Origin of the sequence: Kosakonia sp. ML.JS2a, assembly GCF_025642095.1 — a bacterium.
Classification (GTDB): domain Bacteria; phylum Pseudomonadota; class Gammaproteobacteria; order Enterobacterales; family Enterobacteriaceae.
On record NZ_CP106754.1, the window covers coordinates 4,085,460 to 4,111,855 of the forward strand.

Here is a 26,396-nt window from a genome sequence, read left to right on the forward strand (position 1 = left end):
CCCTGCAAAATTCCTTGCAGGCCGGATAAGGCGGAGCCGTCATCCGGCGGCATGATTTACAAATAGCGGCAGAGATAAGAGCTCGGTTCCGCAACCTGCAAATGGAATTCACTGTGGCCTGGCACGTTGAACACGTCACCGGCACTGTAGACTTTCCACACGGTTTCACCCGGCAGCAACACATTCAGCGCGCCGCTCACTACCGTCATCTCTTCAGGCTGCGCAGTCCCAAAGGTGTATTCCCCTTCCGCCATAACGCCAACGCTGGCACGGCCAGTGCTACTGCTGGTAAACCCAATGGATTTCACTTTACCGGAAAAGTATTCGTTACTTTGAAGCATGAACTGGCCCTTTTAAAAATGTATGAAAAAACAATATAGAGGCCGTGCTTTGCTTCTGTCACGCGAAATTGCGCAGTACTGCGGCCTAGACCAGCAGTTCTGACGCAAGGCGCGCCGCCAGTACATTAGATAATAAAACCGGAACATCCAGCGCTTTCTGGAGTAAATCACGGTGCTGCTGATGGAAACCGAGACAATCGAGCATTAACACGTCTGCGCCTTGTTCCAGCAATGTCTTCCCGGCGCTGATCAATTCAGAGTCTGTCGCCAGCCAGGGATGAGCCAGCACATAGTAAGGCTCATTTTCCAGCACCCGCCATTTTCTTTTTTGCTGCGCCATCAATTCCGGGATCGGCACCATCACGCCGACCTGGTGCCCGTCGACAATTGAGGCCACCAGAGGAGGGATAATGCGCTGCGGCTCCACGAGGATCGCATTACGCGCCACCAGCCCCTGAATATCCGCCGTACTCAGTAGCAGGATGACATCGTAGCCCTGGTTATCCAGCACTTCGATGACGCTTTGCAGATCGCGCTCGACTTTTGCGCGGGAGAGCATCCCCAGGCTGTCATCCTGCAGACGCGTCGGAACAGCGACATCGCCAGCTTCAACGCGGTATTCACTGCGCACCTCATCGGGAGACATTTTACCCAGCAGGCTGATATGGGTGATCTGCTGCGCTGACACATGTTCTGTCAGGAGCGGTAAGGTCTCTTCTACCGGCACCACACCAATGGTGAGGATCGCCAAAGTCGCACTCATTCTGCTTTCCGCCTTTCAATCATTCAGACTGCTTATGCGTTAACCACTACCCCGGCAGATGCCACTGCGCGTAGGGTCAACGAACCGCTCCCGTGTTCATGTAGATTCCAGTAATAATGAAATATACCAACTGAGGGGCAATCAGCCAGCCCCAAAATGTGATGTAAGTCCGTTTCTAAAATTTTCAGAAAATAATACCGCTGGTTGACTATCCGGCTTAGCTTTTATCCGGATCTTCATAGCGTTTTTTAGCATCCAGCGCTTCCTGCTCGGTAGGATGCTCACTGATTAATGCATCGGGCTTAGGATGGTCTGCACGTAGCTGGTACCAGGTCACCGTCTGAGTGCCTGTACCTTTTTCAACGGCAACAATGCGGGCTTCACGCGGATAGGGTGGTTTCGTCGGCATAGCTCTTCCTTTTTTATCGGTCGGGCTATTAAGTATAGACAAACGTTTCGCTAACTGGCGCGAGCCAGCTGTAAGGCCGCTTCAATGTCCGTCACCACCTGCTCTGGCGGTAGCGCCGCATCCACCACATAGTGCGCAGCTTCGCGGTATAACGCATCGCGGAGCGCCAGCACTTCACTCACCTCTTCGCTGATAGGCTTCCCGGTTAGCGTTGGGCGCTGCCCCTCTTCCGGGAACGCTTCCAGCCGATCGGCCAGTACAGACACCGGTGCACACAGATAGATCACCACACCTTTTTCACGCATAAAACGGCGGTTATATTCGCTAAGCACAATGCCGCCACCGGTGGCGATCACCCTTGCCGGCGCGGTTACCGCTTCCAGCGCCGCCGTTTCTTTTGCACGGAATCCGTCCCACCCTTCATTATCAACAATGGTCGCAATACTCTGCTTAACCTCTTCCTGCAACCAGTGATCGGTATCGATAAACTCGCATCCCTGCGCCAGTGCCAGCGCCAGACCCACGGTGGTTTTACCGCAACCGCGTGCGCCAATTAAAAAAATGGGTAGCGTCATGAACTGGTGTTTCCTCCGGGTCCTGCGCAACGCAGGACGGATAATGAGACAGCGAATGATATCACTAAACTAGTACAATATTCACTGTAAGATTTACGTTACACTTTTATGTCCACCACGGAGCATAATCTCATTTTACCCAGAGCGGATAACGAGTAAGACTGTAAAGATTCCGTGGCAACACATGTAGCGGCAACATTACTGAATGTATCACAGGCTGACAAGCCCGCAAGGCGGCAAACCATACCCTGTTACGCGAGGTTGCGCAAAATTTATTCTGCCTGGCGGCGCTTAACCTCCAGCAGCCATTTATCCAGTTGCGCGGCAAACTGCTGACGATCCCGCTGCGAAAGGCTATCCGGGCCGCCAGTCTGAATGCCGCTGGCGCGCAGCGTATCCATAAAATCACGCAGGGTCAGTTTTTCACGAATGGTCGCTTCAGTATAACGTTCACCGCGTGGGTTCAGCGCCGCTGCGCCTTTGGCCAGCACTTCCGCCGCCAGTGGGATGTCCGCCGTGATCACCAAATCTTCTGCGCTACACAGCCGCACGATTTCGTTATCGGCCACATCAAACCCTGCCGGCACTCTTAGCGTACGGATCACCCGCGACGGTGGAACGCGCAAACTCTGGTTAGCCACCAGCGTCAGCGGGGTTTGCGTGCGCTCAGCGGCGCGGAATAAAATCTCTTTGATCACGTTCGGACAGGCGTCCGCATCGACCCAAATCGCCATAGTTGCTCCTTTTGATTGCGCCGCATTGTCGCTTTAATTCCCCGCAGTGGAAAGTCGTACGATCGTCGCAGAAGCTTTAGCCCTGCACGGCAATCCACGTTAAGCTATATGCCACAAGCAATTACAAGCAGAGAGACAGACGTGATGGAAAAAAAAATCGGTTTTATCGGCTGCGGTAACATGGGTAAGGCGATCCTCGGCGGCCTGATCTCCAGCGGGCAGGTTCTGCCCGGGCAAATCTGGGTATACACCCCGTCGCCAGATAAAGTCGCCGCCCTGCACGATCAGTTTGGCATCAATGCGGCACAAAGCGCGCAGGAAGTGGCGCAGATCGCCGACATCGTCTTTGGCGCTGTTAAGCCAAACATCATGGTGAAAGTGCTGAGCGAAGTGGCCTCCAGCCTGAATAAAGAGACGCTGGTTGTCTCTATTGCCGCCGGCGTGACGCTCGATCAACTGGCGCGCGCACTCGGCCACGATCGTAAAATTGTGCGCGCCATGCCGAATACCCCCTCGCTGGTCAACGCCGGGATGACCTCCATTACGCCAAACGCCCTCGTCACGCCGGAAGACACCGCCGATGTCCTCAATATCTTCCGCTGCTTCGGTGAAGCCGAAGTGATTGCCGAACCGATGATCCACCCGGTCGTCGGCGTGAGCGGTTCCGCGCCCGCTTACGTGTTTATGTTTATTGAAGCGATGGCGGATGCCGCCGTGCTGGGCGGTATGCCGCGCGCGCAGGCTTACAAATTTGCCGCCCAGGCGGTCATGGGCTCAGCCAAAATGGTGCTGGAAACCGGCAAGCATCCGGGCGAGCTGAAAGATATGGTCTGCTCCCCCGGCGGCACCACCATTGAAGCGGTAAAAGTGCTGGAAGAGAAAGGCTTCCGCTCGGCGGTCATTGAGGCCATCGAAGCCTGCATGGCAAAGTCCGATAAACTCAGCAAGTAACCCGCCACCTCTCCCCAACGGGGAGAGGATTTCAGCGCCTGTCAGGCCAGCATTTCGCTGGCAACATTGAGGCTGACAGGCTGCTGCATTTTCAACAGTAATCCCGCCGTCGCGCTGTACTCGCCACAGCTTAATACCGCTTTTAACACTCCCGCTTCGCCGTACAGCACCGCAAAACGTTTATCATCAAACGAACCGAGCATTTTCATGCTGTCCCACTCGCGGGCATAACCGAGGTACTCGAAACGGGTGCCAAAGTGGGTGGTCCAGAAAAACGGCACCCGATCAAATGCATGATGTTCGCCCAACATATTCAGCGCTGCAATATGCCCTTGCTGCTGCGCGACGCGCCAGTGTTCAATCCGTCTGCGCCCTTCTGGCGCCGGGTAACTGGCAATATCGCCAACCGCCCAGACGTCCGGCGCGGCGCTCAGGGTTTCATCCACGCTCAGGCTACCGTCTTGTTCATGGGGCAGATCGTGGGCTAACTCCGTGGCGGGGCGCACACCTGTCGCGAAGACCACCACATGCGCAGGCAGGGTGTGACCATTTTTCAGCTTCACCCCCTGCACATGGCCGTTCCCTTCCAGCGCGACCGGCTCGCCGGTCATAAATTTCACACCATTTTGCTTATGCAGATCGCGAAAGCGCCGCCCTATCTCTTCACCAAATTGCGGCACAAACGGCAGTGCATGGCGCGACAGCACCGTGACATCAATATCCTGGTTACGCAGCGCCGCCGCCAGTTCCATGGCGATAAAACTGTTGCCGATCACCACCAGTTGTTGTTCCTGCTCCACCTCGTTGAGCAGGCGCTGTGCCTGATGAATATCCCGTAAGACATGCACACCCGCCAGATGATTACCGGGGATCTCTGGCCATACTGGCTGACCGCCCGTTGCCAGCAACAATTTGTCGAAGTGAACAGGCCGCCCATTGGCAAGCGTTAGCTGATGCGCGTGGTAATCCAGCGCAGTCACCTCGTCACGCAGACGCTCAACACCGGGCTGGCTGTAAAATGTCTCATCCAGCAGATGGGGAACCTCGCTGATTTTCATTTTGCCGGCAGGGACAAATTTACTCAGCGCCGTGCGATCGTAGGGTGCGCCATCGTCTTTATCGATCAAGATCAGATGCCCCGAAAAACCGGCGTCACGCAACGTGATCGCCGCTGCGCTGCCTGCTGCGCCCGTACCGAGGATCACCGCTGTTTGCGGGCGATCGCCGCGGATGTTCGGTCTGCTGGCGGGAGATCGTGGACGCGGGTTCACTAACACACGGTTTTGCTCAATAAGCACCGGGTACTGTTTGAGATTGGTTAACGCCAACGGTTCGCGCCACTCACCATTGGTAATGTCGAACGCCGCTTTATGCCAGGGGCACACCAGTTTGCCGTCGCAAATCGCCCCCTTCTCCAACGGCCCGCCCGCATGGGGGCATTTGCTCTGAAAAGCGCGAACCTGACCAAGCGTGCGGATAAGGATCAGAGTGGTTCCCGCCACATCCACTTTTACCGGTTGGTTTTCCGGCAAGGAATTGAGGTCGGTAACATATTGATAGTTCATCATATTGCTCCCGTGTCAGTGTTGCAAAAACGGGCGTCACGCCAGACAGCGCACAACCACGAGGAGAGGAAAAAAGAGAACGTTGCTCACCTGTTAAGCCTGGCAGAGATTAGCCAGCGGGCAACCGGGTGAAGAAGACAGGAACAGGAGGGTGAGCCCGAACAATCGCTCACCCCTTTTCTAGCCCTGTTTTTTCAGGCAGGCGCTCATGAATTTACTGCGATCGTTGCCTTTCAGCGATTGCTGCGTCGCCTGCGCATTACACTCGCGCATGCGTTGCTGCTGCGGCGTCAGGCTTTTCTGACCGGGTTCAGTTTTGGTGTTCTTCAGGCAGTCGCTCATGTAGTGCTTACGGGCATCGCCTGAGAGCGTTTGCGCCGTGGCCTGTTGATTACAGAGGGTCATGCGTTGCTGCTGAGGGGTAAGATTTTTTTCGGCGGCGCTCAGCGCCGTGACAAACAGCAGACCGAATACGAGGGTAACCAGGAATGTTATTTTCATCGCACCATCCTTCTGTCAGTGTGGCTCTTTAAGGATGGCCCTGAACAGGGAAAAAACCACCCGGCGGCAAAGATTTACCGCCGGGCAGCAATCATTTCAGGCTCAGCGCCGCTTTCATGGTATAGAACAGATCGGTCTGATCGGTCAGTCCCACCACGTTTCCGGCATGCGGGCCATAGGCGGCAATGCGAACTTGCGCACCGGTATGCTCCATCGACTCCTCTTCGGAGTTGCCATACGTCATCGCCATTACCGCACCATCTTTGGTGTTCAGTAACTGACTCAGACCAGGCGCTTTGCTGTCCGGCGCGATGATCTGGCTGGCGTGGGCATGATCCGCCGTGACGATCACCAGCGTGTTACCGTCTTTCTTCGCGAATTCCAGCGCTTTCTGCACCGCTTCGTCGAGATCGACCGTTTCACCAATCTGGCCGCACGGGTTAGCCGCATGATCCTGTTTATCAATGGAAGCGCCTTCAACCTGCAGGAAGAAGCCCTTCTCATTTTTGCTCAGCAGTTCAATCGCTTTTTCGGTCATCGCCGCCAGCGTCGGTATGCTGTCGGTACGTTTCGCGTTCGGCGTACAGGTCACGGCAGGCTTATCGAGATTGCCATGCAAAGAGGCTTTCGGCCCTTCCCAGCGCACCGGCATGTTGCCATCAGAGAACAGCCCCAGCAGCGGTTTACCCTGGTTCGCTTCCGTGATAGCCGCCAGCGTTGACGCGTCGCCCACCAGTTGATAACCGCGCGCCTGCGCCTGCTCACGCAGCGTTTTTCCTTTCCATTCGCCCGCTGTCGCCGTTTCGCTAAAGGTTTTTGCCCCGCCGCCCAGCGTCACATCCGCACGGGCATTCAGCAACTGTTCGGTAATCGACCCTTTACCGCCTTTTTCTAGCGCGTTGAGGGCGCATTTTTCACTGGTCACTGTCGGACCATAGCAGCGACGAGAGATCACATGGGAAACCAGCGCCGCAGGCGTCGCATCCTGCAATTCAGCCGTGGAGACGTTACCGGTCGCCAGGCCTGCCGCTTTCGCCATTTCGAGGATAGTCTGATGATCTTTTTCGTGAATATCGACGCCGAGTGCGCCGTTATACGTTTTGACGCCGGTGCTCCACGCCGTTGCCGAGGCCGCGGAATCCGTCACGTAGTCCGGTTTCCCGGTTTTTTTGTCCAGCGCGTAATGGGTGTATTGACCCGTTAATGGCAAGGCGTCGATGCCTTTAAACGCACCGCCCGCCCCTTCGGCATAATTTCGCGCAGCGGTAATTTCGGAGTCGCCCATGCCATCGCCAATCAGCAGAATAATATTCTTCGCCGGTTTGTCATTCAGCGAATCGCGCAACGCAGCGGTCTGATCGCCGATCAAACGGCGCGCGCCGCCTGGCGTGGAAATATCCCCCTGCGCTGCACGATTATCAAGCACAGCGGTAGAGGTAGTATCAGCATAAATAGCAGGGGTAAATAACAGCGGTAATAAAGCAAGGTATAATGCGCTCTGTTTCACTTTAATATTCTCCATGTACAAATACTTAAAGAAAATAAAACAGAGCGACTATAGGCAGCGCGCATGACAGTCAGATGACAGTCCTGTCGATGTATCCGGGGGTTAGCTGCGCGGGTGCCTTAACAGCTTTTTTACGTACTGTTGCAGCAACTCCGTATCCTTACTGGTCACGTGGGAGCCAGGACGGGCATCATCCAACGCCCCTTCGATACTTTGAATTAACGCCTGTTGTTCAGAAGACGCCATATGACGCAGCAGCGCAGTCACGACAATTTCCAGCGCTTCGACCTGGGCGACCAGCTCTTTCGATTCCTCTTCTTTTTCGGCAAGCTTCACCAACAACTCTGCAATGAGATTTTTCATAGCGCTATTTCCTGATGGGATATTCGACGACGTTAACACTCTGCCCAGATGTTGCAAAGTAGATACATGTATTATTTTTGCGGATTTTCTCACAACGCTTACGGGAATTTAAAAAGCGCAAGTAACGAAACGTTTCTATGAAAAATCAGAGCGAATTAATTTAAGGCGTTAGCCCCAAATTATAAATTCCAACACGCGGCTTATTTATATAAGAAAACATTATAGAAAGGCCGGGAATATCTTCCCGGCTCGTTTATATACTTAGCGGCGAGCGCGACGAAATGCCAGACCCAATTGCCAGAGATTAATAAACACCACCACGGCGGTAGCCGCAAATACCCAACGGAAACCGGCCACGGCCGACACGGTTGCGCCCATCAACGGCCCGGCGACATTGCCAAGGTACATAAAGGACTGGTTGTAACCAAAAATTCGTCCGGTCACCTGATCGCTGGAATATTTCAACAGCAGCGTCTGCACGGCGGGCAACATGGCGCCATCGACGAACCCCAGCATAAAACGCAGGATCCCCAGTTGCAGCGGCGAGGTAACAAATGACATGGCGAAAAACAGCACCACTGCGATGCCCATAGTGCCCATCAATATGCGCGACGTGCCAATGCGATCGCCCAGTTTGCCAAGCCGCGGTGCGGAGATCAGCGCAGAAACGCCCGGAATGGCGGCAATCAGGCCACTGAGAAATGCAATATTCGTGGTATGCGGCGCAAGTGACTGGATAAATAAGGTGAGGATCGGGCCAATCGAACCGTTGCACAACTGGATCACCAGCGTCGTGACAAACAAGCTAAGCACCAGGCCAGGATAAGGCAGCGTTGAAAAAACCGCTTTGCCACTGAGGCGTTCGCCCTTCTTTACCTTCGGCCTGACGCCTTCTTTGATCAGAAACAGCGTCACCAGAAAGCTGACCATTAACAACAGGGCGGTGATAAAGAAGACCATCCGCAACCCTAAATGGTCGGCGAGAAAACCGCCCATCAACGGCCCGCCAATCACGCCGCTGATTTGCGCGGTGGATAAGGTACTCAGCGCCCAACCGCTGCGCTCACGCGGTACCTGGGAAGCTACCAGCGCCATCGCATTCGGAATATACCCCGACGTTAACCCCATCACGCCACGCAGCAACAGCAGTTGCCAGACGTTGGTGGCGAAGGCCTGCAACAGAATGGCAATCGCCATGCCCAGTGAGGCGCGCAGCAGCATCAGTTTGCGGCCCTTGCGATCCGCAAGGCTGCCCCACATTGGCGAGACAATGGCCGACACCAGGAAGGTCACGCTGAACGTCAGCCCTGACCACATTGACAGCGCTTCATGAGACGTCACGCCTAATTGCGCAACATACAGCGGCAAAAACGGCAGAATTTGACTGATGGCGAGGCCGGTAAAAAAGCATCCGAACCACACCGAGATAAGATTAACCTTCCAGGATTCCATAAACAGGCGTAATTATTCAGGTTTTGACAATCAGCGCACAGATTAACAATAACGTGCGCCAGATGGGTCGCCAGAGATGCGTTTAACAGAACTTTGGTGTTTTATCTGTTAAGTGTCGGACATGGCGGTGGTCCGATGAAAAAACCACATTAGTCACAGTGATTTATGCTTTAACGACACAGACCAAAGCCACGCATGCCAAGGTGAAAATGGTTAGCATGTGCAGCGTTATACTCTGGCCCCAACCCGTTACCGTAGTAACCGCAACTGGCGCTGAGCATTGCCCGTAACCAGGGTTGCGTGCGCGCCTGTCGCCAGCCATTCAGCACCGTGACCTGCTGACCGTTCGCCAGATGAAAAGCGCTGATATCCAGCGCTTCGGCGCTGGCATGCTCGCTACGCCGGGCATCTGCGCGGTTGTAAATATTGCGGCAGGCATAGCTGCCAAGATGATCAATTCGCACCAGCGCACTGCCCATCAAGCGCTCGGTGAGCGGTCGTGCTTGCTGCTGCACAAACAGCGCCGAACTGAGCGCCAGCGGGCAGCTCGCCAGGAAACTGCTGTTCAGTTTTACTGCGCCAAAGTCCTGCACCCGCACTACATTGCTGAGCGGGCAGTCGCCCTGACTATCCGCCACCGGCCGGGCGGAGATCACCTGTTGCTGATTCGCCTCTGTTAACAGTGCGCGACAGGCTTGCGGGGACAAACGACGAAGTTTGTACTGCGTAATGCGACCCGGCGGATCGTTCAGTTGCAGGGGCGCAAACGGATTGTAGTAAGACGGCAGGTAGCGATAACCGATGAAAATCAGCGCCAGCACACTGCTCAGCGCAATCAGGCTTTTCCCTCTCACGTCTCCCCCTTCAGGTATACAAAAAACATTATGGCAGAAGGCCGCGAATCGTGCGTTTTGACGTGCTATCGTATGGGCTTTGTGGAATCAGTGTGAGTGAACGTAGAAATGGCAAAACTGCGGGTAGGGGTGGTCTTCGGCGGTAAATCGGCAGAGCATGAAGTGTCGTTGCAATCGGCGAAAAATATCGTCGACGCGATGGACAAATCACGGTTTGAGGTCGTGCTGCTGGGGATCGATAAACAGGGTCAGTGGCATATCAGCGACGCGAATAATTACCTGCTGAACGCCCACGATCCGGCGCACATCGCGCTTAATCCTTCCGAAAACAGCGTTGCGCTGGTGCCGGGTATCGAGCAACAGCAGTTGATCGAAGCAGGAAGCAGCACGCCGTTGCCGAATGTTGATGTGATCTTCCCGATTGTCCACGGTACGCTCGGCGAAGACGGCTCCCTGCAGGGCATGCTGCGTCTGGCGAACCTGCCGTTCGTGGGTTCCGATGTGCTGGCGTCCGCCGCCTGCATGGATAAAGACGTCACCAAACGCCTGTTGCGCGACGCAGGGCTGGCGATCGCGCCTTTTGTCACCCTGACACGGGCAAACCGCCAGCAGATCCACTTCAGCGACGTGGAAGCGAAACTCGGCCTGCCGATGTTTGTCAAACCGGCGAATCAGGGCTCTTCCGTTGGCGTCAGCAAAGTCACCAGCGAAGCCCAGTACCATGAAGCGGTGCGCCTGGCGTTTGAATTCGACAAAAAAGTGGTGGTGGAAAAAGGCATCAAAGGCCGCGAGATCGAGTGTGCGGTGCTCGGTAACGATGACCCGCAGGCCAGCACTTGCGGCGAAATTGTGCTGAACAGCGAGTTCTACGCCTACGACACCAAGTATATCGATGATAACGGCGCGCAGGTTGTCGTCCCGGCGGCGATTGATCCGGCGATCAACGACAAGATCCGCCATATTGCGGTGCAGGCGTACCAGACGCTGGGCTGCGAAGGCATGGCGCGTGTAGACGTGTTCCTGACGCCGGATAATGAAGTCATTATTAATGAGATCAACACGTTGCCGGGCTTCACGAACATCAGCATGTACCCGAAACTGTGGCAGGCGAGCGGCATTGGCTATTCAGCGCTGATTACGCGTCTGATTGAACTGGCGATTGCGCGCCATCAGGCCAACAGCGCGCTGAAAATTTCCGTTAACGGTTAAGCGTTACTCTGGCTTATCCGCCGTCTCTTCGTCATCGGGGCGGCGGCGGATAATCAACCCGGCCAGCCAGAAGCTAATGACCCAGGTGACCAGCCCTACCGCGTAAGTCTGCCAGCCTTTGGCCTCAAACCCCAACAGTCCCACTACTCCATTCAAAATAAAAATCAACCCAATCGCAAATGCGTAATAGTGCCAGTCACGGCGGATTTTCACAGGCAGCTTCATGACAACTCCGGCAGTTAAAAAGGCATCATCGCATAACCGGCGCGTCGGGTCTGTGGCGTATGCGTTAAATCTGAAATGTTGCGATAGTAATTAAAACGTTACAAAAATGTGAGCGCGTACAAAAATAGATCAACCGGGATCCTTCCCGTGGCGAAATTATCACCTTTCTGATGTTGACAACGCGTTACAACTGCCAAAATCACCCCGAACTGAGGTCACTGAACCCATTACGTTGCGTGTCAGGTTGTTGTTTAATTGTTAAAAAGTACCGGAGGTCTTATGGCTGACTTTACACTGTCAAAACCCTTCACGGGTGCAAAAAAACGTGACGCCTCCAGGCCGGGTAATATTGCTTATGCTGTGTTCGTTCTGCTCTGCTTCTGGGCTGGCGCCCAGTTGCTGAACCTGCTGGTGCACGCACCGGGCGTGTTTGAACACCTGATGCAGATGCAGGACGCGTCCCGTCCCCAGGTAGAGATGGGGCTCGGCGTAGGTACTGTCTTCGGCCTTGTGCCTTTTTTAGCGGGAAGCGCCCTGTTTGGTGTCATCGCCCTTGTGCTGCGCTGGCGACGACACCACTTACGTTAATTCTGCGCCATGCAGGCTGCCCGTCGATCATCCACGCGCTTTGCAAACCATGCGGTTGTCAGGTTGCGGGTGATCTTCGGGCTTTCTAACTGAATGCCCGGCAACATTTCACGCGCCAGCGTTTTGCCACTCTTCTTCTCCGCCAGACGATACACTTCACGCCACAGCGTAGTCTGTTCAAACGCCTGACTATCACCGCGCTCCAGCTGACGACGAATATCGCGGTCGCTCATCCCAAGCTGGGGACCGAGTTTGCGAATAGCCCGCTCAGTACTGCCGGTATCACTGCTGCCGTAGAGGATCAGATCGCCATCCAGCGCCAGTTTCACGCCGGTTGCGATGCTGACCGCATGCTGGAACGCCGCGTTGCGGCTGGCATACAAACCGGCATTGAAATCCGCAAAGCGGTAAATCGGCGCAGTATAACTGGCGGGATAATTCAGCAGATGATAAGTCCCGAACCACAACCCACCGCGACGGCTGAACACTTCCTGACGCACCGTGCCTGCCATCTTCCACGGATAACCGTTCGTATGCTGCTGGGCAAAAGCGACGCTGATTTGCATCGGCCCGCCGGTACGCACCGGGTTCAGGGAACCGAACAGTTTCTGCCCCATTGGCACCATGCCGATAAAGTCGTCAAAAATGGCGCTCAGCTCTTTTTCGGTTCTCACGTTATCCAGCCGTTCGCTGTAACTTTTGCCATTCGGCGAGGGGATTTTTAACGCGGTATGCACCAGCACCGTCGGAATGTGCATGCGTTCGGCACGCTTATCGATCTCTTTCCAGGCGATTTTACTGAGCCCCGGCACAACGGGATCGGACTGATAGTTAGACTCCTGCTGCGCCACCGCCAGCACTGAACAGATGTTTTCAAGCGTTGGCGCAAGCTGCTGGCTACTAAACGTGGTGGCAAGATCCTGCGCCCAGCCCTCGCGGTCTTTCACGCTGGCGGGAATTTTCTGGCGCACAACGCTCGCCACATCCAGCGGTTGTGCTTCCTCCCGCTCTTTTTCTTTCTCCACTTCTTTCTGCGATACCGGGCCTTGCGTCGCACAGCCAGCGAGGATCAATGCCGCCAGCAACCAGGAAAAACGGGGCACGTAAGACATACCGTTCCTTGTATTAACCGAAAATAGAGGGCACGGGCCGGCTCTCCTGCCCATCCAGCTCACGCTCAAAACTGCGCAAACGTTTATAGATAGACATCAGCTCCACCAGCGTCGTCCAGGAGGTGATTAAATACTGGAACGAACTGCGCACCTGTTCAAATACGTTAGTTATCTGGCGCATCAGACCGAAAGTGATGGCTCCGGCGGCAATGGTCGGGAACAGCACAATCAGGCCGAACACCACATCAACCTGCATATACAGAATACGGGCGATGTTGAAATACATATAGTGGAAATAGAGGCGGAAATAGTTACGTCGCACCGCAGAGAACAACTCGCTAATGGTATTCGGTCTTGCGCGCCCGGCATCATCTTCACCGTACACCAGCTCTTTGCGGTATGCCGCTTCCACACGCTGATTTTTAAACTCCAGCCCTGGCAGCTTGATACCGACAAAGGTCAGCAACGCCGTTCCCAGCAACGCCCAGCCAATGGCGGCGATAACCAGCCCGTAGGCCACATGCCCGACGATCGGCAGTTGCTGCACATGCGGCGACAACGCCACCAGCACCGGCAAAAACGCAATCAGCGTCATCACTGCGTTAATAAAGCTGGTGCCCATATCTTCCAGCGTCGTGGCAAAACGCATCGTGTCTTCCTGCACACGCTGCGCTGCGCCTTCGATATGGCGCAGATGCTCCCAGTGCGCCATATAGTATTCGTTCATCGCGGTGCGCCAACGGAACACATAATGGCTGACAAAAAAATTGTTCAGCACCGCAACCGTCACGGCAATGAGTGCTATCCACAAAAACACGCCAATCTCGCTATAGAGCTGGCCGATGCTGACTTTATTCGGCGCACTGAGCGCAGTCTGAATCAGATCATAAAACGGCTGATACCAGGCGTTGATGGCCACATTCACTTCCACCAAAAACCAGGTAACAAAGATGATCAGCGCAGTGCCTAAAATCGACCAGCGCTGCCAGCGGTGCGGCGAGAAGGTAAACCAGCACAGGGCAAACAGGCCAACGCAGAACGCATAATAGGCATAGAACAGCAGGTAGCCCGGCGCCCAGAAACGCGCGGCGCTAATCGGTACGTCCACCGATGCCCCCGTCAGGCGCATCAGCCAGGCTTCGCCACCCGCCTGCCAGAAAATGACGGCGATAGCGGTCCAGATAAAGGCCGACAAAAAGAACAGTGTCGGTCGGGGGAAGAAGGACTTAAACATCGTGCTCTCCTGCTTACTTCTTATTATTTACCACACATGCTGTGCAACCTGGATTTTGCACCGCACCAAAACGCGCAGTGACAAAAAAGCGCCGCAGATGCGACGCCGGATAATCTCTTCAGACCTAAGGGTAACCCCTTAGTTCGTTTGCCATTCGTGAACAATTGTTTCGACGGGTTTCACCCGCACAGGATTGCCCGGTACGGTGAGCGTCCGCCACACCTCGTTATAGTGCTCAATTAACGTTGCCGCCTGCGCAGCCGGGCGGTTGGCGGTGGTGTGCGCATCCTGCGCCACGGTTATCGCATAGCCGCGACTGGCGCCGTTTTTCAGGGTGGTGTCGACGCAGTAGTCGGTGGCGCAACCGCACATGACGAATGCATCAATATCATGCTCGCGTAATACGCTTTCCAACTGTGTTTTGTAGAACGCATCGCAGGCGGTCTTAGTGACGTACAGCGCGCCCGCTGGCTGGTTCAGCTCCGGCAACAAATCGAACCCGGCGCTGCCCTCTTCCAGCCCGCCCGCCTCGGCATGCTGAATGAAGATCACCGTGTCGGCGGCTGCCGTTAACCGGTTGATGCGCGCCACACACTGCTCGCGCTGAATACGCGGTGTCGCGAACACGCCGTTTTGCATATCCACCACCATCACTACCCGTTTACCTGTCATTATCTGACTCCTGTTTTCGGGAAAGAGAGAGGTTATCACATGCGCTGGCGGGCGCAGTCATAGGGAAAAAATTTCATATTTACCCATCGTTACGTATTAGGGCGAAAGAATACGCTTATTAGTGCTTTGCAACGGGACGCTAAGTAGTATAAATACGCTCTATCTTTCCCATTATTCTATGGATCCCTTCGTTGAAACGTTGTTTGCTTTTTTCTGCGATGCTGTGCGCACTCAGCCTGACCACTGCCCAGGCGGCGCAACACTCTCCTGACCCGGTTTTTGCTTCGGATATCGTCGACCGCTACGCCAATCATATTTACTTTGGCAGTGGCGCGACAGGAATGGCGATCGTCGTGATTGACGGTAATCAGCGCGTATTCAGAAGTTATGGAGAAACCCGACCAGGCAATAATGTACGCCCACAACTGGACTCGGTGATTCGTATTGCCTCACTGTCGAAGCTGATGACCAGCGAGATGCTGGTGAAGTTGCTCGATCAGGGTACCGTGCGTCTGGATGATCCCTTAAGCAAATATGCGCCGCCGGGCGCACGCGTCCCGACGTATCAGGGGACACCCATCACGCTGGTGAATCTCGCCACGCACACCAGCGCCCTGCCCCGCGAACAACCGGGCGGCGCGGCGCACCGCGATGTGTTTGTCTGGCCAACGCGTGAACAGCGCTGGAACTGGCTCTCAACCGCCGCGCTAAAATTTGCGCCCGGTACGCAGGCCGCCTATTCCAACCTGGCGTTCGATCTGCTGGCCGATGCGCTGGCAAAAGCGGCGGGAAAACCGTATCCCCAACTGTTTGAAGATCAGATCACGCGCCCGCTGGGCATGAAAGACACCACCTTTACCCCCTCGCCGGATCAGTGCAAGCGCCTGATGGTGGCCGAGAAAGGCGCCAGCCCCTGTAATAACACGCTGGCGGCAGTCGGCAGCGGCGGCGTCTACTCCACGCCCGGCGACATGATGCGCTGGATGCAACAGTTCCTCTCGTCGGATTTCTACTCCCGCAACAACCAGGCCGACCGTATGCAGACGCTGATTTACCCGCGTAATCAGTTAACGAAAGTGATCGGGATGGACGTCCCCGGTAAAGCGGATGCACTGGGTCTGGGCTGGGTGTATATGGGGCCGAAAGAAGGGCACCCTGGCATCATTCAGAAAACCGGCGGCGGCGGCGGATTTATCACCTATATGGCCATGGTGCCGCAGCATAACGTCGGTGTGTTTGTGGTGATCACCCGCTCGCCGCTGACGCGCTTTACCGCGATGAGCGACGGCGTCAACGACCTGGTTAGCGAGCTGAGCAACAACAAGCCGCAAGTGGTTCCCGCCTCCTGATGCGAAAACCGGGGCAGGCGGCAGTCGCCTTGACCCCGGTTTTTAACAGCGATTTTGGTAAAACAGCGCCTCCCCTTTTCAGTTACAATGGCGTCATCTGTTCCACAAATATCAGGCATACCATGACCGATTTAATCACTCGCCCTCGCCGCCTGCGCCAGTCCCCTGCGCTGCGCGCGATGTTTGAAGAGACAACACTGAGCAAAAACGACCTGGTGTTGCCGATCTTTGTTGAAGAAGAGCTGGACGACTACAAAGCCATTGAGGCCATGCCGGGCGTCATGCGCATTCCGGAAAAATACCTCGCTCGCGAAATCGAACGCATTGCCAAAGCGGGCATCCGTTCGGTAATGACTTTCGGTATTTCTCATCATACCGACGAGACGGGCAGCGATACCTGGCAGGAAAACGGCCTGGTGGCGCGTATGTCGCGCATCTGTAAAGAGACCGTGCCGGAGATGATTGTGATGTCCGACACCTGTTTTTGCGAATACACCTCGCACGGCCACTGCGGTGTACTGTGCGACCACGGCGTGGATAACGATGCCACCCTGCTCAACCTGGGCAAACAAGCCGTGGTTGCCGCCGCCGCTGGCGCAGACTTCATCGCGCCATCCGCCGCCATGGACGGTCAGGTAAAAGCCATTCGCCAGGCGCTGGACGCGGCAGGCTTTACCGACACGGCCATCATGTCTTATTCAACCAAGTTCGCCTCGTCGTTCTACGGCCCGTTCCGTGAAGCGGCAGGCACGGCGCTGAAAGGCGATCGCAAAACCTACCAGATGAACCCGATGAACCGCCGCGAAGCGATTCGCGAATCGCTGATCGACGAAGCCGAAGGCGCAGACTGCCTGATGGTCAAACCGGCGGGCGCGTACCTCGACATTCTGCGTGACGTTCGCGAGCGCACCGGACTGCCGCTGGGCGCTTATCAGGTGAGCGGCGAGTACGCGATGATCAAGTTCGCCGCGCTGGCGGGCGCCATCGACGAAGATAAAGTGGTGCTGGAAAGCCTGGGCGCCATCAAACGCGCAGGCGCGGATCTGATCTTCAGCTACTTCGCCCTCGACCTCGCCGAACGCGGTATCCTCTGAGTTAACCCTGCCTTCCGCCCTCTCCCACCGGGAGAGGGCACATGTGACAAAACATGCCATTTTGTATTGTCATATGTTCATTGTAATGAAACGTAAACGTCATCTTCTGCCTTTACTGTCTTCGCAAGACGGGAGGAGAAGCCACCATGTTTAGTCTCGACAATGTACTCGACGACCTCTGGCCACAGGCCAGACCCGCACCCTGGCAAAAGAATCTGCTCAGACGCCTGCTTTATGAACGCGAGTTCCAGCAATTTGCCGAACGCCATCCCCACCTGAAAGGGCTGGATATGGTGGAGCAAGTGCTTGAACACCTGCAGATCCGCTGCACGGTTCCCGCTCACGACCTTGAACAGATCCCCGAACACGGCCCCTTAGTGATTATCGCCAACCACCCCACCGGTACGCTCGATGGGCTGGCGCTGATGTATGCCGTTTCCCGCGTTCGCCGCGATGTCAAAGTGGTCACCAACCGCATGCTGACTCACCTGGAGCCGCTCAGTTCACTGTTTATTCCGGTGGATAACATGGGCGGACGCACGCGTAAATCGTCGCTGCAACAGATGGAAAACCATCTGCAGCGAGGCGGCGTGCTGATTTTCTTCCCGGCAGGAGAAGTCTCACGCGTAACGCGTAAAGGTATCCGCGATAAAAGCTGGCATACCGGTTTCATTAAACTGGCGAATAAATTCCGCGCACCGCTGCTACCGGCCTGGATCGATGCCCGTAACAGCGCGCTGTTTTACGCAAGCGCAATGGTTTCGGACACGCTACCGCTGTTGCTGCTGATGCAGCAGATGTTTCGCCGCCGCAACAGCAACCTGCCGATCAAAATCGGTCAGCGCATTCCCTGGAATAGCTGGCATACGCCGCAACTCTCCTCGCGGGAACTGGCCGATAAGTGTCGCAAGCATGTCCTGCGTTTGGGCAAGGGATTGCCCGGCCCCTTCAAAACCGAGTGCGCCATTGCGCGCCCGGAAGAGCGGATCACGCTGCGCCGTGAACTCAACAACGCCGAGTGCCTTGGCCACACGGCGGATGGCAAAACTATCTACCTCTGGCAGCGCAAGGGGCAGGAAGATGCGCCGTTGCTGCGTGAGCTGGGACGGCTGCGGGAAATTGCTTTTCGCGCGGTGGGCGAAGGCAGCGGTAAACGTCGCGATACGGATAAATATGACGACGATTACCTGCACCTGATCCTCTGGGATGAGAACGATCTGGAAATCGTCGGCGCGTATCGCTTTATGCCTACCGCACAGCAGGTTGAAGCCCGCGGCATTGAAGGGCTCTACAGCCACAGTCTGTTCCACTATGACGATCGGATGGCGGACGTGCTGCGGCATGGCATTGAACTGGGGCGCAGTTTTATTCAACCGCGCTACTGGGGACGCCGTGGTCTGGACTATCTGTGGTCGGGAATTGGCGCGTACCTGGCGCGGTATCCGCAATACCGCTACTTGTTTGGTCCGGTGTCGATTTCCGGCGGTATGCCGCCTGCGGCAAGGGATCTGCTGGTGGCGTTCTACCGTTTGTGGTTCCCGGCGACCTGGCCACTGGCCGCGTCACGTCGCCCGTGGCCTGCCACCATGCCGGACGTACTGGCGCAGTTTACCGGTGAGGATTACACCGAAGATCTGACGCGTCTGAAGTCGCTGCTGGGCAATCTGGGCTGCGGGATTCCGCCACTGTATAAACAGTATTCCGAACTGTGTGAAACGGGGGGCGTGCAGTTTATTGATTTTGGCTGCGATCCGGAATTCAACAACTGTGTCGATGGTCTGGTATTGGTGGATTTAACCTACCTGAAAGCCAACCGCTACGAACGTTATATTGCCGCACATCTGCCCGAGCAGAAAGCCAGCTAGCTACCCGCCCTCTCCCTCTTCCGGCCGGAAGAGGGAATATTACCCATGCACCAGGCGCAGATGCGCCCGTCGACTATTAAGTTGCGGATTATGCGTGAAAATGACATATAAAATAGGACGCCAGGCCATTATTTGCTCCTTCGTTAAACATACCCGAAAATTGCGCTGAATTTTTTGCTACAAACTAAAGTGCCGGACAATTCAGGTCAACCCATTCTCACGGATTACATTTAACATCAGGCTCGCGCCTGAATAATATGCGGAACACTTCACAAAAAATTATTAAATCAAACTATAAAATCAACATGTTAAGTTAATGTGAAGCAATTCAATATTTTAAACTACAATAATATAATTAAAGCCTGCAATGAGAATAATAACTTAAGAATATTCGCATTTAATTTGTCTTTATTAGCTACAAAATACCTTCACCTTGTAACAAGTCATTATTTTCCCAACCCAGCGGCAATAAATTTACGCTTAAGCAACACATCCTCTGTTAGCGCAAACTTCACCATCGCAGGGCAGCGCCTGCACCAAAAACACGCCTGCAACCAGGCCAGATCGGCTCACCTCACGTAACCGCATGAATAATAAGGCTTCTCTTTTCTGGCACTCCCTTTGCAATCGCCATAGCAAGATATTCAATGGCGAGGCAGTACATTATGAGCACACAAACAACACTAAAAAGAACACTGGGCAGCTTCCGGCTGTGGGGGATCGCTGTCGGGTTGGTGATTTCCGGGGAGTACTTTGGCTGGAGCTACGGCTGGTCGCAGGCAGGCACGCTGGGCTTTCTGATTGTCGCATTACTGATTGCAGCCATGTATTGCGCATTTATCTTCAGCTTTACCGAACTGACCACCGCGATCCCGCACGCAGGCGGCCCTTTCGCTTATGCCTATCGCGCTTTCGGGCCGACGGGCGGGTTTATTGCGGGATTTGCCACCCTGATTGAGTTCGTCTTTGCCCCACCGGCGATCGCCATGGCGATCGGGGCTTATCTGAATGTGCAGTTCCCGTCGCTCGATCCGAAATGGGTGGCCTGCGGGGCGTACATCATCTTTATGGCGCTGAATATTCTCGGCGTGGGGATCGCCGCCACCTTCGAACTGATTGTCACCCTGCTGGCGATTTTCGAACTGCTGGTGTTTATGGGCGTGGTCGCCCCGGGCTTCTCCTGGAGCAACTTCACCGCCAACGGTTGGGCGGGTGCCGACAGCTTCAGCGGACTGGCGCTGTCGGGCATGTTCGCCGCGATCCCATTTGCTATCTGGTTTTTCCTTGCCATTGAAGGCGCGTCCATGGCGGCAGAGGAAGCCAAAGATCCGCAACGCACCATTCCGCGTGCGCTGGGCGGCGGTATTCTGACGCTGACCGTGCTGGCGGTAGGCGTGATGATGTTTGCCGGTGGCGTGGGCGACTGGCGTGCGCTGTCCAATATTAACGATCCGTTGCCGCAGGCGATGAAAGTGGTGGTCGGCAACAGCAGCGGCTGGTTGCACATGCTGGTATGGCTGGGCCTGTTCGGTCTGGTGGCTTCTTTCCACGGCATTATCATGGGCTACTCCCGCCAGATTTACTCGCTGGCGCGCGCGGGTTACCTGCCGGCAAGCCTGGCGAATCTGAACCGCAAAACACGCACCCCGCATCTGGCCATCCTCGCCGGTGGCGTGGTCGGGATTGCGGCGATTTTCTCTGACTCGTTAATCACCATCAGCGGGATGCCGCTGACCGCCTGCATTGTGACGATGTCGGTATTCGGGGCTATCGTTATGTATATCACCTCGATGGCGGCGCTGTTCAAACTACGCCGCAGCGAGCCGGAACTGGCGCGCCCGTTTAAAGCGCCGCTGTTCCCGTATGCGCCCGCATTCGCCTTAGGTATGGCGGTGCTCTGCCTGGTGGCGATGGTCTGGTACAACACCCTGCTGGCGCTGATCTTCGCCATTATGATGCTCGGCGGTTATATGTGGTTCCGTAAAACGGCGCACGCCCGTGAACGTGCCAGCCTGGATCCGCAACTGCGCGCGATTTCCTGAGGAGTATCAATGTATAAAACCACTCTGGCGCACCGTACCTACCGGTTCGCCAGCCTCAAAGAACTGATGGCAAAAGCCTCCCCGGCGCGATCCGGGGATGTGCTGGCCGGGGTGGCAGCGCAGTCGGCGGAAGAGCGAATGGCGGCAAAAATCGCCCTCGCAGATGTGCCGCTGCGCGATATCCTCGCCACCCCGTTAATTCCTTATGAAACGGATGAGGTCACGCGCCTTATTCTCGACACCCACGACAGCGCCGCTTTCGCGCTGATTGCCCACCTGACGGTGGGGGACTTTCGCGACTGGCTGCTGGCGGACAGCACCGACACGGCCATGTTGAGCCATGTTGCCCGCGCGATCACCCCGGAAATGGCCGCCGCCGTCAGCAAACTGATGCGCAACCAGGATTTGATCCTCGCTGCCAGCAAATGCAGCGTGATTACCCGCTTTCGTAATACTATCGGCCTGCCGGGTCATCTCAGCGTGCGCTTGCAGCCCAACCACCCGACCGATGATCTGAAAGGTATAGCCGCCAGCATGCTCGATGGGTTGCTGTACGGCGCGGGGGACGCTGTGGTCGGCATTAACCCCGCCAGCGACAGCCTGCCAGTCCTGGAAAAGCTCAATTATATGATGGCGGACATTATTGACCGCTTCGATATTCCCACACAGTCGTGCGTACTGACCCATGTCACCAACACCGTGCAGTTGATTGAACGCGGCGCACCGGTGGATCTGGTGTTCCAGTCGGTGGCGGGCAGCGAAGCGGCGAACAGCGGCTTTGGCATCAATCTCGCCCTGTTGCAGGAGGCGCACGAGGCGGCGTTAAGCCTGAAACGCGGCACGCTGGGCAACAACGTCATGTACTTTGAAACCGGCCAGGGCAGTTGCCTCTCCGCCAATGCCCATCACGGCGTCGATCAGCAGACCTGCGAGGCGCGCGCCTACGCCGTCGCCCGGCATTTTAACCCGTTGCTGGTGAACACCGTGGTCGGCTTTATTGGCCCGGAATATCTCTACGACGGCAAACAGATCATCCGCGCCGGGCTGGAAGACCACTTCTGCGGCAAACTGATGGGGCTGCCGATTGGTTGCGATGTCTGCTATACCAACCATGCCGAAGCGGATCAGGACGACATGGACACCCTGCTGACGCTGCTGTGCACCGCCGGACTGACCTTCCTGATTGGCGTGCCAGGCGCGGATGACATCATGCTCAATTACCAGAGTACCTCGTTTCACGATGCACTCTACGCCCGCCGCCTGCTGGGGCTTAAACACGCGCCCGAGTTCGCCGCATGGCTTACCCGCATGCAGATTATCGACACCCACGGGCAGCTACGCCTGACCGGTGCGAACCACCCGCTGCTGGCTGCGTTACCGCAAGGAGCACCTGTATGAACGGTCCCGATGCCTGGACACTGTTGCGCGAGTTCACCGATGCGCGTATCGCGCTTGGCCGCAGCGGCGCCAGTTTGCCCACGCGCGAAGTGCTTAACTTCGGTCTGGCCCATGCGCAGGCACGCGATGCCATTCACCAACCGTTCGACAGCGAAACGCTGGCGCGCCAGCTACATGAACTGGGGTTGAACACGCTGGAGGCGCACAGCGCCGCCCCGGAGAGACACACCTATCTCAACCGCCCGGACCTGGGAAGAATGCTCAGCGACGAGAGCCGTCAGGCCCTGGCGGAGCGCCGTCCTCCTGCTCACGATCTGTTGCTGGTGATTGGCGACGGGTTGTCGTCACATGCGGTGCACCGCCAGTCGGTGGGGCTTATCAGCGCCCTGTTGCCCTATTTGCAGACGCTGGGGATTTCACTCGGCCCGGTGGTGTTGGCGCACCAGTCACGCGTGGCGCTGGGCGATGACATCGGCGAAACGCTGGGCAGTAAAGCGGTCGCGATCCTGATTGGCGAGCGCCCGGGTTTATCCTCACCGGACAGCCTTGGCGTTTACCTGACCTGGAAACCCGCGCGGCAGCGCATTGAGTCCGAGCGCAACTGCATTTCAAACATTCGCCCGGAAGGGCTGGGCTACGACGCCGCCGCCTTTAAACTGGCGTGGTTGCTGGAGCAGGCTTTTTTACGCCGCCTGACCGGGGTACGGCTGAAAGACGAAAGCGACAACCCCGCGCTGCATGGTCGGGTTACGCCACGTCTCCCCGCTCACCACTGACAAACCGGCAAAGCGCTTTTCACGAAGCGCTTTTCACGAAGCGCTTTCTGTTTTCCCCTGCACACGCGCATCGTTAATAACCTTCTGCCCCCCTTAACAGGGTATACCTCCGCACCGCTTCGCCTCTTTTTAACCTGGCCCGCCAGCCGTTCCTTTTTATAAATCAGCGGAATGTTACATCGCTAAAAATGGCATCAAAACAGGCTTATTATGATAAATATGATTGCGATCACATTTTAATTTTTAATTAAAATTCAATTAATTAAAAAAAATAAAACCAAATTTATGACAACCGTCATCATAATGACAAATCCCGCCAATTGATCTTTAATGCACACGTGTGCATTACTAATTGCATTCCTGAGCAACATTCACTGTGTGGTGACGCATGGCAACGTGTTTTAACGATCTTTCACTCAACCAGGATGCAATACGCGAGGTTCTGCAGAACATGGGGTTAATCACCCCGCAGGATCCGTTGCAGGTCACACCGCTCACCGGCGGCGTCTCCTCGACGATTTTAAAAATCAGCACGGGCGAGCGGCAATTTTGCCTGAAACAGGCGCTGCCAACGCTGAAAGTCGCCAAAGCGTGGCATGCGCCGCTGGAGCGGGTTTTCGCTGAAATCGACTGGATGAACACCGTCGCCGACATTGCGCCGCAGGCGGTCGCGCATATTCAGGGGGTGGATCGCAGTGTCCTCTGTTTTGTGATGGATTATCTCCCCGCCGGGAAATATGAAAACTGGAAAAACCGCTTACTGGCAGGTGATATTGACGTCGATTTTGCCGCCCGCATGGGCGATGTGTTGGGCACTATCCACCAGCAAACGGCCAATAATACGGCGCTGGAAAAGCAGTTCGCCTACGACGACAACTTTTTTTCACTGCGTCTGGATCCCTACCTTGGGGAAACCGCCCGGGCTCATCCACGCCATGCCGATCGTATTCTCGCGATCCTCAACCGCACGCAGACCACCCACCGCGCACTGGTGCATGGCGATATCAGCCCCAAAAACATTCTCTGCGGTCCGGACGGCCCGGTGATCCTGGATGCAGAATGCGCCTGCTACGGCGATCCGGCATTCGATTTAGCCTTCTGCCTCAATCATTTCTTACTGAAAACAGTCATTGCGCCCAACATCGCACAGCAAACACACCTGCTGGCGGCGTTTGAGGCGTTATACCGCGCTTATCTTCGCCGGGTGGACTGGGAAGCGACCAGCGCCGTGGAAATGCGCGTGGCAACGCTGCTGCCCTGCTTACTGCTCGCCAGGGTCGACGGCAAATCCCCGGTGGAGTACCTCAACGATCAGCATGCGGCGTTCGTCCGCCGGGCTGGCTGCACCTTACTGGAACAGGCATTTATTCACCTGCACGCGATCCAGGCATTCTGGAGAAAGGAGATTGGGTTATGAGTCGCATTAAAAACGTACGCGGACGCCGCATCTGGGATTCACGCGGCTGGCCAACGGTGGAAGTGGAAATCCGCCTTGAAAACGGCATAACCGGCCGTGGTCTGGCCCCGGCAGGCGCGTCCTGCGGCACGCATGAAGCTGTTGAACTGCGCGATGGCGGTACGTCACTGGCGGGCAGAGATGTGCAAAAAGCGCTGCGGAATATTCACACCCTGATTGCACCAGCGCTGGCGGGTATCGACATCCACGATCAGCAACAGATCGACCGCATTCTGACAGAGCTGGATGGCAGCGGAACGTTTTCACGTTTGGGCGGTAATGCCGCAGTCGCCTGCTCGATGGCGGCAATCAACACCGCCGCCGCTGATGCCGGTCTGCCGCTGTGGAAATACCTCGCCGGGGATCAAACGGTGGCGCTGCCGCTACCACAGATCCAGATTTTTGGCGGCGGCGCGCATGCCGGTCGCCGCATTGATATCCAGGATCTGATGGTCATCGCCACCGGCGCAGACTCTTTCCAGCAGGCGCTGGTGATGACCGCCGAGGTCTATCACAGCGCCGGGCGCATCATGAAACAGCGCGGGCAGTTAAACGGCGTGGCAGATGAAGGCGGCTGGTGGCCGGCGTTTTCCAGCAATGAAGAAGCGCTGGATACGCTGGTGAAAGCCATCGAAGGCGCGGGTTTCGTACCTGGCGAGGAGGTGGCCATCGCGCTGGATATCGCCGCCTCCGAATTCGGCAAAAACGGGCATTACCGGCTGGCGCTGGAGTCCTCCGACTATGATTCCGACGGCATGTGCGAATTGCTGCTCGGCTGGCTGGAGAGGTATCCGATTGTCTCCATTGAAGATCCGCTGGCAGAAGATGATGAACAGGGGCTGATTGCCTTTACCAAAGCCGCCGGGTCACGGGTGCAAATTGTCGGCGACGACTATTTCGTGACCAATGCGCAACGGGTGATAACGGCGGCGGAAAAAGGCGCCTGTAACGCGGTGTTATTAAAAGCCAACCAGGCGGGCACCCTCAGTGAGTTACGCCAGGCGTTTAGCGAAGCGAAAAAGGCGGGCTACGGCACGATTGTTTCCGCGCGTTCCGGTGAAACCGAAGATCACCTGATTGTGCACCTGGCGCTGGGTCTGAACGCCGGGCAATTAAAAGTCGGCTCAATGGCCCGTTCCGAACGCACGGCGAAATGGAATGAAGCAATACGACTGGAAGATTCGCATCCGCTGGGATTCTTTGGCGTAAACGCGCTTAACCATCAATAACACGCTGACCTTTTTAATATTCTGATGATGTGAACAGGCGTTACCTCTTCAGGCCCTACACCCTGCTGAACCGAGTCTTTGCAATGTCTGTTCTGGTTGTATGAGTTTTTCCAAATTGTCCAAATACATTGA

26 protein-coding genes are annotated in these 26,396 nt (G+C 55.9%); 11 read left to right on the forward strand and 15 right to left on the reverse strand.

Annotation, left to right across the window (positions count from 1 at the left end):
- Positions 1 to 56: 56 nt before the first annotated feature.
- The 5 genes from ppnP to N7922_RS19365 all read right to left on the reverse strand — a co-directional run bounded on the left by ppnP (position 57) and on the right by N7922_RS19365 (position 2,822).
- Positions 57 to 341, reverse strand: coding sequence for a pyrimidine/purine nucleoside phosphorylase (gene ppnP, locus N7922_RS19345; protein ID WP_061497265.1), 285 nt, complete (start codon positions 339 to 341; stop codon positions 57 to 59).
- Between the two features lie 85 nt (positions 342 to 426).
- Positions 427 to 1,104: an AroM family protein gene (locus N7922_RS19350; RefSeq protein ID WP_263097837.1), complete on the reverse strand. Its 678-nt coding sequence runs from the start codon at positions 1,102 to 1,104 to the stop codon at positions 427 to 429.
- Positions 1,105 to 1,321: 217 nt separating this feature from the next.
- A complete protein-coding gene (yaiA, locus tag N7922_RS19355; protein ID WP_263097838.1) occupies positions 1,322 to 1,513 on the reverse strand; it encodes a protein YaiA in 192 nt (63 codons plus the stop codon).
- Positions 1,514 to 1,563: 50 nt separating this feature from the next.
- Positions 1,564 to 2,088 (reverse strand): shikimate kinase AroL, encoded by a 525-nt coding sequence (aroL, locus tag N7922_RS19360; protein ID WP_263097839.1) that lies wholly within the window; start codon positions 2,086 to 2,088, stop codon positions 1,564 to 1,566.
- 272 nt (positions 2,089 to 2,360) lie between these two features.
- Positions 2,361 to 2,822, reverse strand: coding sequence for a YaiI/YqxD family protein (locus N7922_RS19365; protein ID WP_263097840.1), 462 nt, complete (start codon positions 2,820 to 2,822; stop codon positions 2,361 to 2,363).
- Between the two features lie 144 nt (positions 2,823 to 2,966).
- Here N7922_RS19365 and proC point away from each other — a divergent pair, with 144 nt between their 5' ends.
- Positions 2,967 to 3,773: a pyrroline-5-carboxylate reductase gene (gene proC, locus N7922_RS19370; protein ID WP_263100957.1), complete on the forward strand. Its 807-nt coding sequence runs from the start codon at positions 2,967 to 2,969 to the stop codon at positions 3,771 to 3,773.
- A 41-nt stretch (positions 3,774 to 3,814) separates the two neighbouring features.
- Here the strand turns inward: proC and N7922_RS19375 are convergent, their stop codons facing one another.
- The 6 genes from N7922_RS19375 to N7922_RS19400 form a co-directional block, all read right to left on the reverse strand.
- Positions 3,815 to 5,338: an FAD-dependent oxidoreductase gene (locus N7922_RS19375; protein ID WP_263100958.1), complete on the reverse strand. Its 1,524-nt coding sequence runs from the start codon at positions 5,336 to 5,338 to the stop codon at positions 3,815 to 3,817.
- A 180-nt stretch (positions 5,339 to 5,518) separates the two neighbouring features.
- On the reverse strand, positions 5,519 to 5,839 hold the full coding sequence (gene psiF / locus N7922_RS19380; protein ID WP_263097841.1) for a phosphate starvation-inducible protein PsiF: 321 nt from the start codon (positions 5,837 to 5,839) through the stop codon (positions 5,519 to 5,521).
- A 91-nt stretch (positions 5,840 to 5,930) separates the two neighbouring features.
- Positions 5,931 to 7,346 (reverse strand): alkaline phosphatase, encoded by a 1,416-nt coding sequence (gene phoA / locus N7922_RS19385; protein ID WP_263100959.1) that lies wholly within the window; start codon positions 7,344 to 7,346, stop codon positions 5,931 to 5,933.
- Positions 7,347 to 7,448: 102 nt separating this feature from the next.
- Complete coding sequence (gene iraP / locus N7922_RS19390) at positions 7,449 to 7,709, reverse strand: anti-adapter protein IraP (RefSeq protein ID WP_263097842.1); 261 nt, start codon at positions 7,707 to 7,709, stop codon at positions 7,449 to 7,451.
- Positions 7,710 to 7,970: 261 nt separating this feature from the next.
- The gene (locus N7922_RS19395; RefSeq protein WP_263097843.1) at positions 7,971 to 9,161 is read right to left on the reverse strand and encodes a multidrug efflux MFS transporter; all 1,191 of its coding nucleotides are present in this window, start codon (positions 9,159 to 9,161) and stop codon (positions 7,971 to 7,973) included.
- 170 nt (positions 9,162 to 9,331) lie between these two features.
- Positions 9,332 to 10,015 (reverse strand): extensin family protein, encoded by a 684-nt coding sequence (locus tag N7922_RS19400; RefSeq protein WP_263097844.1) that lies wholly within the window; start codon positions 10,013 to 10,015, stop codon positions 9,332 to 9,334.
- A gap of 108 nt (positions 10,016 to 10,123) precedes the next feature.
- Here N7922_RS19400 and ddlA point away from each other — a divergent pair, with 108 nt between their 5' ends.
- Complete coding sequence (ddlA, locus tag N7922_RS19405) at positions 10,124 to 11,224, forward strand: D-alanine--D-alanine ligase (RefSeq protein WP_263100960.1); 1,101 nt, start codon at positions 10,124 to 10,126, stop codon at positions 11,222 to 11,224.
- 3 nt (positions 11,225 to 11,227) lie between these two features.
- Here the strand turns inward: ddlA and N7922_RS19410 are convergent, their stop codons facing one another.
- Positions 11,228 to 11,449: a DUF2754 domain-containing protein gene (locus N7922_RS19410; protein ID WP_263097845.1), complete on the reverse strand. Its 222-nt coding sequence runs from the start codon at positions 11,447 to 11,449 to the stop codon at positions 11,228 to 11,230.
- 279 nt (positions 11,450 to 11,728) lie between these two features.
- On the opposite strand from N7922_RS19410, the gene N7922_RS19415 reads away from it, so the two are divergent.
- Entirely contained in the window at positions 11,729 to 12,037 is a 309-nt protein-coding gene (locus N7922_RS19415; protein WP_263097846.1) for a YaiY family protein, read from the forward strand.
- Here N7922_RS19415 and N7922_RS19420 read toward each other — a convergent pair.
- From N7922_RS19420 to N7922_RS19430, 3 genes are all read right to left on the reverse strand, one after another.
- Positions 12,034 to 13,149: a DUF1615 domain-containing protein gene (locus tag N7922_RS19420; RefSeq protein ID WP_263097847.1), complete on the reverse strand. Its 1,116-nt coding sequence runs from the start codon at positions 13,147 to 13,149 to the stop codon at positions 12,034 to 12,036. The two genes, N7922_RS19415 and N7922_RS19420, sit on opposite strands and share 4 nt — an antisense overlap.
- A gap of 13 nt (positions 13,150 to 13,162) precedes the next feature.
- A complete protein-coding gene (gene sbmA / locus N7922_RS19425) occupies positions 13,163 to 14,383 on the reverse strand; it encodes a peptide antibiotic transporter SbmA (RefSeq protein WP_263097848.1) in 1,221 nt (406 codons plus the stop codon).
- A gap of 138 nt (positions 14,384 to 14,521) precedes the next feature.
- A complete protein-coding gene (locus N7922_RS19430) occupies positions 14,522 to 15,055 on the reverse strand; it encodes a cysteine hydrolase family protein (protein ID WP_263097849.1) in 534 nt (177 codons plus the stop codon).
- A gap of 191 nt (positions 15,056 to 15,246) precedes the next feature.
- Between N7922_RS19430 and ampH the strand changes: the two genes are divergently transcribed.
- The 8 genes from ampH to eno all read left to right on the forward strand — a co-directional run bounded on the left by ampH (position 15,247) and on the right by eno (position 26,264).
- On the forward strand, positions 15,247 to 16,404 hold the full coding sequence (ampH, locus tag N7922_RS19435) for a D-alanyl-D-alanine-carboxypeptidase/endopeptidase AmpH (RefSeq protein ID WP_263097850.1): 1,158 nt from the start codon (positions 15,247 to 15,249) through the stop codon (positions 16,402 to 16,404).
- Between the two features lie 122 nt (positions 16,405 to 16,526).
- The gene (gene hemB / locus N7922_RS19440) at positions 16,527 to 17,498 is read left to right on the forward strand and encodes a porphobilinogen synthase (RefSeq protein WP_263097851.1); all 972 of its coding nucleotides are present in this window, start codon (positions 16,527 to 16,529) and stop codon (positions 17,496 to 17,498) included.
- A 146-nt stretch (positions 17,499 to 17,644) separates the two neighbouring features.
- Positions 17,645 to 19,363 carry a lysophospholipid acyltransferase family protein gene (locus N7922_RS19445; protein ID WP_263097852.1) on the forward strand — a complete coding sequence of 573 codons (1,719 nt, stop codon included), beginning with the start codon at positions 17,645 to 17,647 and terminating at the stop codon, positions 19,361 to 19,363.
- Between the two features lie 665 nt (positions 19,364 to 20,028).
- Positions 20,029 to 21,405 carry an ethanolamine permease gene (eat, locus tag N7922_RS19450; protein WP_263097853.1) on the forward strand — a complete coding sequence of 459 codons (1,377 nt, stop codon included), beginning with the start codon at positions 20,029 to 20,031 and terminating at the stop codon, positions 21,403 to 21,405.
- A gap of 9 nt (positions 21,406 to 21,414) precedes the next feature.
- Positions 21,415 to 22,803 carry an ethanolamine ammonia-lyase subunit EutB gene (locus tag N7922_RS19455; RefSeq protein WP_263097854.1) on the forward strand — a complete coding sequence of 463 codons (1,389 nt, stop codon included), beginning with the start codon at positions 21,415 to 21,417 and terminating at the stop codon, positions 22,801 to 22,803.
- On the forward strand, positions 22,800 to 23,579 hold the full coding sequence (gene eutC, locus N7922_RS19460; RefSeq protein WP_263097855.1) for an ethanolamine ammonia-lyase subunit EutC: 780 nt from the start codon (positions 22,800 to 22,802) through the stop codon (positions 23,577 to 23,579). Before N7922_RS19455 ends, eutC begins: the two co-directional genes overlap by 4 nt.
- Before the next feature lie 388 nt (positions 23,580 to 23,967).
- Positions 23,968 to 24,996: a phosphotransferase family protein gene (locus N7922_RS19465; RefSeq protein WP_263097856.1), complete on the forward strand. Its 1,029-nt coding sequence runs from the start codon at positions 23,968 to 23,970 to the stop codon at positions 24,994 to 24,996.
- The gene (gene eno / locus N7922_RS19470; protein WP_263097857.1) at positions 24,993 to 26,264 is read left to right on the forward strand and encodes a phosphopyruvate hydratase; all 1,272 of its coding nucleotides are present in this window, start codon (positions 24,993 to 24,995) and stop codon (positions 26,262 to 26,264) included. The genes N7922_RS19465 and eno overlap by 4 nt, the downstream gene beginning before the upstream one ends.
- Positions 26,265 to 26,396: the final 132 nt, after the last annotated feature.